The 13,978-nt window shown below is 64.8% G+C and carries 12 protein-coding genes and 1 tRNA gene; 7 read left to right on the top strand and 6 right to left on the bottom strand.

From position 1 onward, the window contains the following. Nucleotides 1–69: 69 nt before the first annotated feature. A complete protein-coding gene (locus U741_RS0112475; RefSeq protein WP_029890788.1) occupies nucleotides 70–1,671 on the bottom strand; it encodes an acyl-CoA synthetase in 1,602 nt (533 codons plus the stop codon). A gap of 320 nt (nucleotides 1,672–1,991) precedes the next feature. Here U741_RS0112475 and U741_RS0112470 point away from each other — a divergent pair, with 320 nt between their 5' ends. After that, nucleotides 1,992–3,110, top strand: a complete 1,119-nt coding sequence (locus U741_RS0112470; RefSeq protein ID WP_029890787.1) for an endonuclease/exonuclease/phosphatase family protein — start codon at nucleotides 1,992–1,994, stop codon at nucleotides 3,108–3,110. On the opposite strand, the gene U741_RS0112465 is transcribed toward U741_RS0112470, so the two are convergent. The 5 genes from U741_RS0112465 to U741_RS18535 form a co-directional block, all read right to left on the bottom strand. Further along, the gene (locus U741_RS0112465; RefSeq protein WP_029890786.1) at nucleotides 3,098–4,051 is read right to left on the bottom strand and encodes a ribose-phosphate diphosphokinase; all 954 of its coding nucleotides are present in this window, start codon (nucleotides 4,049–4,051) and stop codon (nucleotides 3,098–3,100) included. The two genes, U741_RS0112470 and U741_RS0112465, sit on opposite strands and share 13 nt — an antisense overlap. A 120-nt stretch (nucleotides 4,052–4,171) precedes the next feature. Next, nucleotides 4,172–4,246, bottom strand: a tRNA-Gln gene (locus U741_RS0112460). Nucleotides 4,247–4,270: 24 nt separating this feature from the next. Next, nucleotides 4,271–5,137, bottom strand: coding sequence for a 4-(cytidine 5'-diphospho)-2-C-methyl-D-erythritol kinase (ispE, locus tag U741_RS0112455; protein WP_029890785.1), 867 nt, complete (start codon nucleotides 5,135–5,137; stop codon nucleotides 4,271–4,273). A gap of 44 nt (nucleotides 5,138–5,181) precedes the next feature. Further along, complete coding sequence (gene lolB / locus U741_RS17875; protein ID WP_052378775.1) at nucleotides 5,182–5,799, bottom strand: lipoprotein insertase outer membrane protein LolB; 618 nt, start codon at nucleotides 5,797–5,799, stop codon at nucleotides 5,182–5,184. Beyond that, nucleotides 5,796–7,577, bottom strand: a complete 1,782-nt coding sequence (locus U741_RS18535) for a tetratricopeptide repeat protein (protein WP_052378774.1) — start codon at nucleotides 7,575–7,577, stop codon at nucleotides 5,796–5,798. The genes lolB and U741_RS18535 overlap by 4 nt, the downstream gene beginning before the upstream one ends. A 162-nt stretch (nucleotides 7,578–7,739) precedes the next feature. Here U741_RS18535 and hemA point away from each other — a divergent pair, with 162 nt between their 5' ends. From hemA to U741_RS0112415, 6 genes are all read left to right on the top strand, one after another. Next, nucleotides 7,740–9,020 (top strand): glutamyl-tRNA reductase, encoded by a 1,281-nt coding sequence (gene hemA, locus U741_RS0112440; protein WP_029890782.1) that lies wholly within the window; start codon nucleotides 7,740–7,742, stop codon nucleotides 9,018–9,020. A gap of 57 nt (nucleotides 9,021–9,077) precedes the next feature. Beyond that, nucleotides 9,078–10,163, top strand: coding sequence for a peptide chain release factor 1 (gene prfA, locus U741_RS0112435; protein WP_029890781.1), 1,086 nt, complete (start codon nucleotides 9,078–9,080; stop codon nucleotides 10,161–10,163). After that, a complete protein-coding gene (gene prmC / locus U741_RS0112430; RefSeq protein ID WP_029890780.1) occupies nucleotides 10,163–10,996 on the top strand; it encodes a peptide chain release factor N(5)-glutamine methyltransferase in 834 nt (277 codons plus the stop codon). Before prfA ends, prmC begins: the two co-directional genes overlap by 1 nt. Further along, nucleotides 10,993–11,730 (top strand): HesA/MoeB/ThiF family protein, encoded by a 738-nt coding sequence (locus tag U741_RS0112425; RefSeq protein WP_029890779.1) that lies wholly within the window; start codon nucleotides 10,993–10,995, stop codon nucleotides 11,728–11,730. Before prmC ends, U741_RS0112425 begins: the two co-directional genes overlap by 4 nt. Beyond that, nucleotides 11,711–12,043 carry a hypothetical protein gene (locus tag U741_RS0112420; protein WP_052378773.1) on the top strand — a complete coding sequence of 111 codons (333 nt, stop codon included), beginning with the start codon at nucleotides 11,711–11,713 and terminating at the stop codon, nucleotides 12,041–12,043. Before U741_RS0112425 ends, U741_RS0112420 begins: the two co-directional genes overlap by 20 nt. Before the next feature lie 219 nt (nucleotides 12,044–12,262). Beyond that, a complete protein-coding gene (locus U741_RS0112415) occupies nucleotides 12,263–13,963 on the top strand; it encodes a proline--tRNA ligase (RefSeq protein ID WP_029890777.1) in 1,701 nt (566 codons plus the stop codon). Nucleotides 13,964–13,978: the final 15 nt, after the last annotated feature.

Genomic DNA, 13,978 nt, shown 5'->3' with positions numbered 1-13,978 from the left:
GCGCACGGACCAAAAGAGTGAGCGGACCACGCTAACCCATGTCGCGGAAGGACGTTGGTGCGGCAGCGTCTACCCCAGCGCCCTGCCGCGCGCGGCAAACCGCTCGCGCAGGTCACGTTTGAGGATTTTGCCGCTGGCATTCTTGGGCAGGGTGTCGACAATCTCAGCCAGCTTGGGTGCCTTGTAGCCCGCCATGCGTTCACGGCAGAACGCCAGCAGCTCATCAGCGGTGAGGGTCTGCCCGGCACGCGGCACCACCACCGCCATCACCGCTTCAATCCATTTGGGATGCGGCACGCCGAACACCGCAACTTCCGAGACGGCCGGGTGGGTGAAGATCAGTTCCTCGACCTCGCGGCTGGCGACATTTTCGCCGCCGGTCTTGATCATGTCCTTCTTGCGGTCGACGACGCTGAGGTAGCCCTCGTCGTCCATCACGCCCAGATCGCCGCTGTGGAACCAGCCATTGCGGAAGGCCTCGGCGGTCTTCTCGGGGTTTTTCCAGTAGCCCAGCGTGGTGTGCGGGCTGCGGTGCACGATCTCACCCACGGTACCCACCGGGACCGGGTTGTCGTCGTCATCCACCACGCGGGTCTCGACGTTGATCGACGGCCGCCCGGCCGAGCCCAGCTTGCGCAGCTGGTCTTCGGGTTTGAGCACCGTGGCCACCGGCGAGAGTTCGGTTTGGCCGTACAGGTTGAACAGCCGCATCTTGGGCAGCCGCTGGCTGAGCTCCTTGACGATTTCCACCGGCATGATCGAGGCGCCGTAGTAGCCCTTATTAAGGCTGGACAGATCGGTGGTGTCGAAGTCGGGATGGCGCAGCAGGGCGATCCACACCGTCGGCGGGCAGAACAGCTTGTTGGCCTTCTCCTGCGCAATGGTTTTCAGCAGCAGCCCGGCGTCCGGGCCGGGCAGGATGATGCTGGTGGCGCCGAGGTAGAGATCCGGAGTGAGAAACACATCCAGCTGCGCGCAGTGGTACAGCGGTAGCGAGTGCACCTCGACATCGTCGCTGCTCATCTCGCCGTCGACCGTCACGCTGGCGTAATGGGCGTAGAGACTGCGTGCCGACAACACCGCACCCTTGGGGCGCGACTCGGTGCCGCTGGTGTAGAGCATCTGTACCGGGTCGTCGTCGCCAATCGCCACGTCGGGCTCGGTGGCGTTGGCATGCTGCATCCAGTCCTGTACGCATTCCCAGCCTTTGGGCGTGTCACCGCGTTTTTCGCGTATCGCACCGCGTACCTTCATGCGGCGCCTGGATTCGACGATGGCCGCGTCAGCGACCTCGGCCAGTGCGTCCTCCACGACCATGCCGCTGACGTCGCCATTGTCGAGAATGAAGGCCACCTCGGAGGCGTTGAGCATGAAGTTGATCGGCACCACCACCGCCCCGAGCCGCGCCAGCGCAAATCGGATCACCACGAAGGCGTGGTTGTTGTGCGACAGCAGCGCCACATGGTCGCCCTTCACCACGCCGCGTTCGGCAAGCGCATTGGCGGTGCGATTGACGACGTCATCCAGCTCGGCAAACGTCTGCCGTAGCGCGCCGTAGACCAGCGCCGTCTTGTTCGGCAGACGCGCAGCGCTGCGCCGTAGCAGATCGCCCAGATGTTGACGCCTGGCAGACGCAATCAGGTGCTCGATCGGCGGGTTGGACACGGTCATCAGCCACTCCTCTGTTTATGGTTAAACAAGCTTTGAATTGGAGCACAGGCCAGCCCCTGTCCGGGCCTACCTGAATTTAGGGGCTGCCGGCGTCGCCGCTGTCCCGCGGCGGGTCGGTCGACTGGATAACCCATCAGCGTCAACGGCAGGGTTTGGGCGGGCTGAGTGCCTCGGTTGTCACAACCGGCCTGCGGACATGGCGATGTTGCGGCCGGTCATTCGGCGCGTCTGCAGGACTTGTCGGCCGGGTTGGGCCAAACTAGGCCGCATGATCACCAATCAAACGGCACCCGAAAAATGACGCGTCGGGCCCTGCGCGCATGAGCCTGGCTGACTTGGCGGCCGCAGGCATCACGGCGCTGTTGGCGGCCGCCACCTTGCTGCCGCTCTCGCGAATTGAGCACTGGCGCGTTCGCGGTCTGGATTTTCCACGGCTGCAGATTGCCTGCGCGCTGGCGGCGTTGCTGCTGGCACAGACGCTGATGCTGCGAGATGACGTGACGCTTTTGCGCGGGTCGCTGTTGCTGGCCACGGCAGGATGTCTCGCGCTGCAGGCGTGGTGGATCGTGCCTTACACGCGGCTGTTTCGCCCGGAGGTGCTGTCTGCCAAAAAGCAGGATGACGCCAACACCGTGCGCATCATGACCGCCAACGTCCTGACACCGAATCGCGATGCGCCGGCACTGCGGGCATTGGTGGCGCGTCACCAGCCCGACCTTCTGGTCACGCTCGAAACCGACCGTTGGTGGCAAGACCAGCTGTCGGCGCTGCACGACGACTACCCCTACCGGGTGCAGCAGCCGCAGGACAATCTTTATGGCATGCACCTGTATTCCCGCTATGCACTCAGCGACACCGAAGTACAGTTTCTGGTCGAAGACGATGTGCCGTCGATCCACACCCAGGTGACCTTGCCGTCAGGTCGCCGGGTCAGCCTGCATTGCCTGCATCCGGCGCCGCCCAGCCCCACCGAAAACGACACGTCTTCCGAGCGGGATGCCGAACTGGTGATGGTCGGCAAGCGGGTGCGTGCCAGCGAACTCGCGGTGATCGTCACGGGCGATCTCAACGATGTCGCGTGGTCAGCGACGACGCGACTGTTCCGCAAGGTCAGCGGGCTGTTGGATCCCCGCGTCGGGCGCGGTATGTTCAACACTTTTGACGCCCGCTATGCGGTTCTGCGTTGGCCGCTGGATCATTTATTTCACAGCGCACACTTTCAGCTGCTCGACATCCGCCGCTTGCCGTCTTTTGGCTCGGATCACTTTCCGATGCTGGTGACGCTGCTGCACACCAGCCATGTCAGCGCCCGCCAGGACGGCCTTTCAGCCGACGCGGACGACCGCGCGCTGGCGCGTGACAAGGTCGAGGATGAAGGGGTTCAGGTGGCCGACGTGCACCTGCCGGGCCGGGCAGGCGATGCCGCTCAGTCGGTGTAGAGCGACGACACCGACTCTTCAGCCGACACACGGCGAATGGTTTCGGCCAGCAGTGAACCGATCGACAACTGCCGAATTTTCGGGCACGCGGCAGCGGCGGGCGCCAGGGGAATCGAATCGGTGACCACCAGCTCGTCCAGCTCGGAATCGTTGATGTTGCTGACCGCCGGGCCGGAGAGAATGGCGTGCGTCACATAGGCCACGACGCGCACCGCGCCATGTTCCTTCAGAGCCGTGGCCGCTTTGCAGAGCGTGCCGGCGGTGTCGGCCATGTCGTCGACCAGTACGCAGGTGCGGCCCGACACATCACCGATGATGTTCATCACCCGTGACTCGTTGGCGCGCGGGCGGCGCTTGTCGATGATGGCGAGGTCGGCATCGTCAAGCCGCTTGGCAACGGCACGGGCACGCACCACGCCGCCCACATCAGGCGACACCACCATCAGGTTGTCGTACTTCTGGCGCCAGATGTCGCCGAGCAAGACCGGACTGGCGTAAACATTGTCGACCGGGATGTCGAAGAAGCCCTGAATCTGGTCGGCATGCAGATCGACGGTCAGCACGCGGTCGGCGCCACACTCGCCAATCAAGTCAGCGACCACCTTGGCCGAAATCGGCACCCGTGAACTGCGAGGACGACGGTCCTGCCGGGCGTAGCCGAAGTAGGGGATCACCGCGCAGATGCGGCCCGCCGAGGCGCGTTTCAGTGCGTCGAGCATCATCAGCAGTTCAACGATGTTGTCGTTGGTGGGCGCGCAAGTGGGCTGGATGACGAAGACGTCGCGACCGCGGACGTTTTCGAGGATCTCGATCTGCACTTCCCCATCCGAAAAACGACCGACCATGGCCTGGCCGAGCGGCATTTTCAGATAGTTGGCGATGTCCTTGGCAAGCTTGGGGTGGGCGTTGCCAGAAAACAGCGTCAACTTTGTATCGACCATGGGGACTCGCGGGTAATCGGATTTGGATCAGCCCAGAAGCCCATTGCCGGCACGGCAGGTGCTCAGGGACGCGAAAGTCGGATCAGCACGGCCGACCGAATGAATGAAATTGATCAGGATTGGCTGGGGCGGATGGATTCGAACCACCGAATGGCGGGATCAAAACCCGCTGCCTTACCACTTGGCGACGCCCCAACACGGTTTACCTGATGCGCTGCGTTACAGCCCGCGCAGTATAGCCGCGAGTGGCGAATGATTCAGCCCCTGCACCACGCGTTTGGTCCAGTTTTTTGGCAATTGGTCGATCACCATCTGAGCCGCGTGTTGCGAATCGCAGGGGAGGAACACCGCCGCACCGGTGCCCGAAAGCCGGGCCGGACCCAGCTTGCGCAGTGCAGCCAGGGCTTCGGCAACCTCAGGGTGGCGTCGACAGACGACCGCCTCGCAGTCGTTGACGCACGCGCCGGCCTCGAAGGTCGCCCAATCCACCCGCGCGTGATCGCGTGGCAGCGCCGGGTCCTTGAAAATACTGGCGGTCGATACCGACACGGGTGGCACCACCAGCACAACGGGGGTCTCGGGCAAGGTGACGGGCATCAACCGTTCGCCGATGCCTTCGCCCCAAGCCGCTCGGCCTCGCACGAACACCGGCACGTCGGCGCCAAGGATGGCGCCATAGCCCGCCAGCTCGTCCAGGGGAAACCCAAGGTTCCAAAGTCGGTTCAACGCCACCAGCGTGGTGGCTGCGTTGCTGGAGCCGCCGCCGAGACCACCGCCAACGGGGATGCGCTTGGTCAGGTGAATGTCGGCGCCAACCGGGACGCCGCTCATGCGCTGGATCAGTCGCGCGGCGCGCAGGATCAAATTGTCGTCACCTTGCAAGCCCTCGGGGGCATTGTGCAGGTGAATGTCGCCGTCACCGCGCGCCGTGAACACCAGCTCATCCTGCAGGTCGATGAACTGGAACACGGTTTGCAGCGTGTGGTAACCGTCGTCGCGACGACCGGTCACGTGCAGAAAATGGTTGAGCTTGGCCGGCGAGGGCCAAATGAACCGGGCAGAGAAGGGGTCGTCAGTCACGGGCATCGGGCGTCAGGCGGACCGCATGCCGCGGTTCCAAGGGAGGCGGATTATGGCCTGCGCTGCCAGCGATCGTTGATCAGCGTCACGGTCTGCGCATCGCGCTGCCATTCAATTCGGGTTGGCAATGCCGGCTCGGAGTCGCCGTAACCGGTCACGGTCATGGTCCAGCCGGCCTGCTCGAGGCGCACCAGACGACCTTGTGCATCAAGATGAAAGCGCGCCGGCACGCCGGGTTGGGGAAGGCCACGCGCCCAATAGGGAAGGGCGGTCAAGGGGGGTGACCAGCCGAGCAAGGCCTTGAGGTCGGCTTCCGGATCGGTACTGGTCCAAGTGTCGCGTCGCGCCTGAATTTCAACGCGACCCGGCGTGCCGCGCAAGCGCATGGCGCCGAGACCCACCGGCCCGCTCAAGCGCAGGTCGAACTGTTGATTTTCCGCCTGCAGCCAGCGCAGTCGCGCGCTCAGAGCTTGGCCAGTGGCCGCCACTCGGCCTTCAAGCAGAAACTGCTCCCACTCGACCAGGGCTTCGCGGTGGGAAGCCCAGCGCGTCAGCCGGGTGTCCTGATCGACCACGTCGACAGATGGCTGCGGCGGGCGCGTGGCACAGGCCGCGAGTGTCAGCAACGCGCCCAGAACCCATAGTTGCGAGACGGCACGGCGGCTCATTTTTCCGGCACAAGCCGTTCCAGGGTTTGTGTCAGCACCGGGTGTGAGGCGTCGGTGACGAGAGCGGCATCCCATATCTGCTGGGCTTCATTTTGGCGCCCCAGAACCCACAGCACTTCGCCCAGGTGTGCGGCAACTTCGGGATCGGGATAGGCCGCGTGGGCACGCTCCAGCCAGGGCAGGGCGGCGCTGGGATCGCCCTGCTTATAGAGCAGCCAGCCTTTGGAATCCATGATGGCCGGGTCTTCGGGCTCGATCACCAGTGCGCGGTCGATGAGGTCGCGCGCCTCGTCCAGCTTGCGCTCCTGCACGACCAGCAGATAGCCCAGCGCATTGAGCGCGCGGGCGTCGTTTTCGTCGTTTTCAAGGACGTGGCGCAGGTCGGCTTCAGCGCGCGGCAAATCACCGGCTCGTTCCAGAGCCAGTGCGCGGGCGTAGCGCAGGTCGGGGTCGTCCGGCGCATCTTCCAGCGAAGTGTCGAGCAGCTCCAATGCCGAAGCATGGTCGTCGGCGTCGACCAGCAATTCGACCTCGACCATGATCAATTGCGGCGCGGCCTGCGGCAATTCGTTGCGGACCCGTTGTAAAAGCTGACGGGCCTCTTCAAGCCGATCCACTTGCGCCAATACCACCGCGCGACGGGTCAGTGCGTCAAAGGCAGCGGGTCCGCGGCGGACCCGCGCGTAGTAAGTCAGCGCTTCCTCGAACCGGGCGTCCTGTTGGGCAAGCTGACCCAGCTGCATTGCCGCTTCCTGCTCGCGGGACGTGTCCAGCAATGATTTGAACCAGCGCTCGGCGGTGGGCCAGTCTTCGTTTTGCGCGGCGATGGCGCCCAGCAGATAGCGGGCATCGACCAGCTCGGGGTCTTCCTCGAGTGCGGTTTCGAGCATGGCCGCAGCGGGTTCAGGCTCTCCGGCCTCCAGCAGCACACGGGCAAAGGTCATGCGCAGATCGCCGCGGCTCACCTTCGGCTGCGCAGCAAAGGCCTGTTCGGCCAGCGCCAGCGCTTCGTCGATGTCACCCCGCCGTACCTTGATGCCGGCCAGTAATAACGCGCCGGCCTGGTCGTCAGGGTGATCGGCCATCGCCTCGCGCGCGGCTTCTTCAGCAAGGTCCAACTCGTCGAAGCGCAGGGCCAGACTGCCGTAAGCCACGGCGCTGCCACTGCCGTCGATGCGTCGATCGCGGACATTTTCCATCACCGCCAGCGCCGAGGGCCCGAGCCGCGCCGGCACGCGCGCCAGCAGCAGTCCAAGGTGACGAAAGCCTTCCTCGGGACCGGCCGCGTGTCCATCGACCACCGCCAGCGCATGTGGCAGTGCTTCTTCGACGCGCTCGTTGATCAGGTGCACGCGCAAAATCACTTCGCGGGCATCGCCTTCCTGAGTATCCAGCTTCAGCCAGATGCTGGCGGCCTCAAGCGCTGCCACATCATCGCCAGCCTGCAGTGCCAGCTGGGTGGCACGCTTGGCCAGTTCGAGGTCTGGAACCGACCGCAGGGCGGCGAGAAACGCCCGGGCGGCAATCTCGGGCTGGTCACGTCGCACCGCCAGCTCGCCAACCAGAATGTGGTAGGTCGCGGCCGCGTGGGTGTCGATGGGCTGCGGTTGTCGCACCGGCTCGTCGACCCGTGGCACTGAGGTGTTAGGCGTGGTGACCGGTGCTGCATGAGGTTCAATCTGGGTGCGCTCGGGTGACCGACCGCCCATCGCGCAGCCGGCGAGCACCAGCACGCTGCACAGCGTCAGGCCACGGATGGCAGTCCAATGTCGTTGCATGTTGAAACGATCCTCTACGCGTGATGATGGACAGCGTAACCGGGCTACACCAAGTCGGTATGGCCCAGCCCGGGCACATCGGCTTGTTGTTGTGCGTGCCATGCCGGAAAATCATTGCATGACGCCTTCCTTTCACTCGTCTGGCGGCGGTCGGGATCCAGCATGACCCTGATCACCCTCGGACTGAGTCACCATTCCACCCCCATCGAGCTGCGTGAGCGCATGGCCTTCGCCGAGGCCGACCTGGTCGATGCGCTGGCGCGCCTGCGGGCACTACCAGGGGTGGCCGAGGCGGCGATTCTGTCGACCTGCAACCGCACCGAGCTCATGACGGTTGGGCGTGCGGTCGACGAAGCGGCATTGGTGGCGTGGTGGCAGGCGGACCGCCGGGTGGTTGCACTGGATGCACAACATGTTTACTGCCATCACGAGCGCAGCAGTGTCGAGCACACGCTGGCGGTGGCATCCGGACTCGATTCAATGGTGCTGGGCGAACCGCAGATTCTTGGCCAGATGAAGCAGAGTTTTGCCATTGCCAACGAGGCTGAAAGCCTGGGTCCCGTGCTGTCACGGCTTTTCCAGCATGCGTTTTCGGTGGCCAAGCAGGTGCGCAGTGAGACCGACATCGGCGCCCACCCGGTGTCAGTGGCCTACGCCTCGGTGCAGATGGCGCGGCGCATTTACGAGGACCTGACCCAGCAAACCGCGTTGCTGGTCGGCGCGGGGGAAATGATCACGCTGGTCGGGCGCTACCTGCAGCAGCAGGGCGTCAGGCAGATCACCGTCGCCAATCGCAGCCTTGAGCGCGCCGAAGCCCTGGCGGCTGATCTCGGCGGACGTGCCATCAGCCTTGCGCAGCTTGATGACGCGCTGCCGGGTGCCGATCTGGTGGTCTCGTCGACGGCCGCACGCGAGGCGGTGATCAGCTTTGATGCCATGCGAAAGGCGCTGCGCCAGCGGCGCCGAAAACCGGTCTTCATGATCGACCTGGCCGTGCCACGCGACATCGAACCGCGCATCGGCAAGCTGGCCGACGTGTACCTCTACACCATCGATGATCTGCGTCATGTGGTGGCAGAGAACATGAAATTGCGCGAAGGCGCAGCGGTTGAGGCACGGACACTGATTGCCGGACAAGCCGATGTCTTCATGCGCTGGCTCGATGCCCGTGACGCCGGCGACACCCTGCGCGCACTGCGCCATCAGGCGGCCCGCCAGCGCGATGAAGTGCTCGACAAGGCGCGTCGCCGGCTGGTCAACGGTGAAGCGCCCGAGGCGGTCATGCAGTTTTTGGCCGACACGCTGACCAACAAGCTGCTGCACGCTCCGGTGTCGCGACTCGGGCAGGCTGATCGCGTCGAACAGGGGGTACTGCTCGAAGCCACCCGGCGCCTGTTTGGACTCGACGGATCCGTGCCGGGGGATGACGACCACGAGCGTTAGCGAAGCGGGCGAGCTACGCGTTGCCGCATACACTTCGCTTCGTTTACCGGTTCATCCATGAAAGCTTCACTGATCGACAAATTGCAGACGCTGGTTGACCGGCGCGCCGAACTGGCCGAAGAGCTGGCCGCACAGGATGCCGCACGCGACGCCGATCGCTTCCGGCGACTCTCGCAGGAATATGCGCAGCTCGGGCCAGTGGCCGAGGCGTTCTCGGCCTACCGCGCCGCCGTCAATGACCTGGCCGGGCTCGACGAGATGGCGGGCGAGCCCGACCCTGAAATGCGCAGCATGGCGGCCGCCGAGCGGCCCGCGACCGTCACCCGCATCAACACCCTGGAAGCCGAGCTACAACGCTTTCTGGTGCCGCGTGACCCGCTGGACGGCAACAACGTATTTCTTGAAATCCGCGCCGGCACCGGCGGCGACGAGGCGGCGATTTTTGCCGGTGACCTGTTCGGCATGTACAGCCGCTACGCCGAATCACAGGGTTGGCAGGTTGAAGTGCTGTCGGCCAGTGACGGCGAGCACGGCGGTTACAAGCAGATCGTGTCGCGGGTGATCGGCTTCGGGGTCTACTCGCAACTCAAATTTGAAAGCGGTGCGCACCGCGTGCAGCGCGTGCCCGAGACCGAAACCCAGGGGCGTATTCACACCTCGGCGGCCACCGTTGCCGTGCTGCCCGAGGTTGAAGCTGAAGACGTCGAAATCAACCCGGCTGATCTGAAGTTCGACACCTTCAAGAGCTCTGGCGCCGGCGGTCAGCACGTCAACAAAACCGAGTCGGCGATTCGCGTCACCCACCTGCCGACCGGCATCATCGTTGAGTGTCAGGAAGAACGCAGCCAGCACAAGAACCGGTCGAAGGCGCTGGCGCTGTTGGCGTCGCGAATGATTGACGCCCAGCGCAGCCGCGAAGCCGCCGAACGCGCCGCCACGCGCAAGAGCCTGGTTGGGAGCGGTGATCGCTCGGAGCGCATTCGCACCTACAATTTTCCGCAGGGGCGGGTCACCGATCACCGCATCAATCTGACGCTCTATCAGCTTGACCGGGTGGTTGCCGGCGATCTGGGCGCGGTCATCCAACCGCTGTTGGCCGAACATCAGGCCGAGCTGTTGGCTGAGATTTCGGGGATCGGGTGATGCGCCTGGCCGAAGCCATCGCCGACGCCATGACCCGCTTGCAAGCGGTCAGCGACAGCCCGCGCCAGGATGCTGAATGGCTACTGGGTGATCGGCTCGGCTACTCGCGGGCGCAGTTGTTCACGCGCCTCGACCATGAGCTGGCGCCGGTCGATGCCGAGTTCTTTGAGCGGCTGATTGCACGCCGCGCCAAGGGCGAGCCTGTGGCCTACCTGCTCGGGGAAAAAGGCTTCTGGACCTTCAGCGTGGCGGTGAGCCCGGCGGTCTTGGTGCCGCGCCCAGAAACCGAGCTGTTGGTCGCCTGGGCACTGGCGTGGTTGAACGACCTTGACGCACCGACTGTGGTCGACCTGGGCACCGGCAGCGGCGTCATCGCGCTGGCGCTCAAGCTGGAACGACCGGACGCACAAGTCACCGCCATCGACCTGTCGCCCGAAGCGCTGGTGGTGGCCCGGGGTAATGCTCAGCGGCTGGGCGTGGCCATTGATTGGCAGACCGCCGATTTCGGTGAATGGTTACTGGGGCAGGGCGCTGCGCAGGATCTGATTGTCAGCAACCCGCCGTATGTTGCCGCCCGCGATCCGCACCTGGCATCGCTGCGTTTCGAGCCACAGATGGCGCTCACCGACGGTTTCGACGGACTCAACGCGCTGCGCGTGATCATCGCCAACGCGCGCCATCGGTTGCGGCCGGGGGGCGGGTTGATGGTCGAACATGGCTTCGACCAGCGCCCAGCCGTACAGGCCCTGTTCGTCGAGGCCGGGTTCGACGGCGTCGAAACGCGGCTTGATCTCGGCGGCCAGCCGCGCGCCACCGTTGGCCGCGCGCCATGACTGACCTACAGCGCTACTCGCGCCAGATCGTGCTGCCCGAAATTGGGATCAACGGCCAGCAGATGCTGCGTGATTCCACGGTGATGCTGTTCGGCATGGGCGGGCTCGGCAGCGCCAGCGCGCCGTACCTCGCCGGCGCCGGGGTCGGGCAGCTGTTAATTGCCGATCCCGACCGCCTGGAACTGAGCAATCTGCAGCGCCAAGTGCTGTATCGCGAAGCCGATGTGGGCCGACACAAGATCGAAGCCGCCGCCGCCCAGTTGCGGGCGCTGAACCACGACATCGACGTGGTGCCGCTGCAGCCCGCCGCGGCGCTGGCGCGCCTTCACGAGGCCGATGTGGTACTCGACGGCACTGACCGTTTCTCGGCCCGCTTTGCCATCAACGCCGCCTGCGTGGCTGCGCGCAAGCCGCTGGTCAGCGCGGCAGCGATCCGCTTTGAAGGCCAGATTGCGGTGCTCGACCCGACCCGGAGGGGCGGCTGCTACGCCTGCATGTATCCACCGCAGGGTGAAGACGCCGAGCGCTGCGAAGACGCCGGTATTGCCGGACCGGTGGTCGGCACGGTGGGCGTGATGCAAGCCTGGCTGACGCTGCGCCGGCTGCTGGGGCTCGCCGACGATGCCGGAACCCTTCACACTTGGTCAGCCGAGCACCTTCAATGGCGGCGACTGACCGTCTCTCGCGATCCGAATTGTCCCGTCTGTGGAACCCATGACCTTGACCCTGCCTGATCCTGTTCGTCTGCCGCGCCGGCTGGCGATTGACCTGTTGCACCGCGCGCAGATTGCCCAGCCCGCAGCGATACGCGGTTACGTCAGCGCGCAGTCAGGGCGACCGCTGGCCTGGACTACCCAGCCGCCACCGCAGTGCTTCGCGCGCCTGTGGTCGATACCCGACGCGCCCGCCGTGCCGACGCTGGATGAGCTCGACGGTGCGGGCCTGAACCTGATCATTTCGCTCGACACCAAGGGCGTACTCGAGCTTCGCGCCTGGCAGCGCGGTGCGCAGGCCCCCGTCGAGCGGGTGCTCATGCTGGAAGATTGACGAGTGCAGCGCTTCCAACAATTCATTCGTTCTGGCGGCGCGCTTGCGCACAGCGCTTCGTTGCTCATCGTCGCGATCGTGCCGGCTAGCCCTCCTTTTCGCGCCTCGATCTGCACTCAATCGCACGCGCTATCTCCTAACGCCTTGTCAGAAGCGCTGCATTAGCATCCGCTTCATCACGCCAGCCCCACTTCCAACTCTGATTACCGTCAACGCCCCATGCGCCTTTCCCGCTTTCCGCTGTCCACCGCCAAAGAAACCCCGGCCGATGCCGAGGTCGTGTCTCACCAGCTCATGCAGCGCGCCGGTTACATCCGCAAGCTGGGCAGCGGCCTCTACACCTGGATGCCGATTGGCCTGCGCGTGCTGAACAAGGTCGCGGCCATCGTTCGTGACGAAATGAACCGGGCCGGTGCCGTCGAGGTGCTGATGCCATCGATACAGCCCGCCGAGTTGTGGGCGCAATCCGGCCGCTGGGCGCAGATGGGCGGCGAGATGCTGCGCATCAAGGACCGCCATAACAATGACTTCTGCTATGGCCCGACGCACGAGGAAGTGATTACCCACCACGTCAAGCAGGACGTGCGTTCGTATCGCCAGTTGCCGCTGAACCTGTACCAGATCCAGACCAAGTTCCGCGACGAACGCCGCCCCCGTTTCGGCTTGATGCGCGCCCGCGAATTCCTTATGAAGGATGCCTATTCCTTCCATATCGACGAGGCCGATCTGGGTCGTGAATACCAGGTAATGCGCGAGGCCTACACCCGCGTGTTTGACCGCTTGGGCATCGACTACCGCATCGTCCAGGCCGACGCCGGCAACATCGGCGGCAACCGCTCGGAAGAATTTCACGTGCTCGCCGGCTCGGGCGAAGACCTGCTGGCGGTGTCTGACAGCGGCCCGTTTGCCGCCAACGTTGAAGCTGCGCCCTGCGTTGCGCCGGGGCCGCGCGGCGCCCCCACGGCCGACATCATCAAGGTGTCAACGCCGGGCCAGAAAACCTGCGAGCAGGTCTCGAAGTTCCTGAACACGCCGCTCACTGCCAAGGTCAAGCTGCTCGTCGTGCAAACCGCTGGCGGCGAACTGCGGGCCATCGCCTTGCGCGGCGATCACCAGCTCAACGAAGTGAAGGCCGCCAAACATCCGATGATCGGCGCCGGGTTCATCATGGCCTCACCCGAAAAAGTGGAGGCGCTGTTCGGGTGTGAAGTGGGCTACCTAGGGCCGGTTAACAGCCCGATTCCGGTGATTGCCGATCACGCCGCAGCGGCCATTGCCGATTTCACCTGCGGCGCCAACGAAGCTGACTTCCACCTACAGAACGTCAACTGGGGCCGCGATTGCGCGGAACCGGAGGCCGCCGACCTGCGCAACATTGTTGAAGGCGACGCCAGCCCGGACGCGGTGGGGCGCATCAAGTTTTACCGCGGCATCGAGGGCGGGCACATCTTCCAGCTCGGTCGCAAGTACAGCGAGGCGATGGGCCTGTCCGTACTCGACGAAGCCAGCCAGTCGGTGACGCCGTGGATGGGCTGCTACGGCATCGGTGTGTCGCGGTTGGTGGCGGCCATCATCGAACAGCGCCACGACGACAAGGGCATCATCTGGCCGGCCAGCGTGGCGCCGTTTACGGTGGTCATCTGTCCGATTGGCCTTGATCGTTCCGAGGCCGTGCAGGCCAAAACGGCCGAGTTGTACGACGGCCTGCAGGCCGCCGGCATCGACGTGCTGCTCGACGACCGTGGCCAACGGCCCGGCGCGATGTTCGCCGACGCCGAGTTGATCGGCATTCCGTATCGCATCGTGATTGGCGACAAGGCGCTGGCCGACGGGCAGGTCGAGTTTAAGGCGCGCGACGCCGCCGATGCCGAGCGGGTGCCGTCTGGTCTTGACGCCGTGTTGGCGCGGATTCGCGGCTAGGCATATTGGCCGTGC

Source organism: Polycyclovorans algicola TG408 (genome assembly GCF_000711245.1).
In the GTDB taxonomy this organism is placed as follows: domain Bacteria; phylum Pseudomonadota; class Gammaproteobacteria; order Nevskiales; family Nevskiaceae; genus Polycyclovorans; species Polycyclovorans algicola.
The sequence above is the reverse complement of the archived record's forward strand: the minus strand, read 5'-3'. Positions and strand labels throughout refer to the sequence as shown.

Excerpts from the sequence above, each read along its gene's own strand:
- U741_RS0112425 (WP_029890779.1), top strand. The coding sequence starts at position 10,993 with ATGACTGACCTACAGCGCTACTCGCGCCAGATCGTGCTGCCCGAAATT.
- prmC (WP_029890780.1), top strand. The coding sequence starts at position 10,163 with ATGCGCCTGGCCGAAGCCATCGCCGACGCCATGACCCGCTTGCAAGCG.
- U741_RS18535 (WP_052378774.1), bottom strand. The coding sequence starts at position 7,577 with ATGCAACGACATTGGACTGCCATCCGTGGCCTGACGCTGTGCAGCGTG.
- U741_RS0112420 (WP_052378773.1), top strand. The coding sequence starts at position 11,711 with ATGACCTTGACCCTGCCTGATCCTGTTCGTCTGCCGCGCCGGCTGGCG.
- ispE (WP_029890785.1), bottom strand. The coding sequence starts at position 5,137 with ATGCCCGTGACTGACGACCCCTTCTCTGCCCGGTTCATTTGGCCCTCG.
- U741_RS0112475 (WP_029890788.1), bottom strand. The coding sequence starts at position 1,671 with ATGACCGTGTCCAACCCGCCGATCGAGCACCTGATTGCGTCTGCCAGG.
- lolB (WP_052378775.1), bottom strand. The coding sequence starts at position 5,799 with ATGAGCCGCCGTGCCGTCTCGCAACTATGGGTTCTGGGCGCGTTGCTG.
- U741_RS0112470 (WP_029890787.1), top strand. The coding sequence starts at position 1,992 with ATGAGCCTGGCTGACTTGGCGGCCGCAGGCATCACGGCGCTGTTGGCG.
- hemA (WP_029890782.1), top strand. The coding sequence starts at position 7,740 with ATGACCCTGATCACCCTCGGACTGAGTCACCATTCCACCCCCATCGAG.
- U741_RS0112465 (WP_029890786.1), bottom strand. The coding sequence starts at position 4,051 with ATGGTCGATACAAAGTTGACGCTGTTTTCTGGCAACGCCCACCCCAAG.
- prfA (WP_029890781.1), top strand. The coding sequence starts at position 9,078 with ATGAAAGCTTCACTGATCGACAAATTGCAGACGCTGGTTGACCGGCGC.
- U741_RS0112415 (WP_029890777.1), top strand. The coding sequence starts at position 12,263 with ATGCGCCTTTCCCGCTTTCCGCTGTCCACCGCCAAAGAAACCCCGGCC.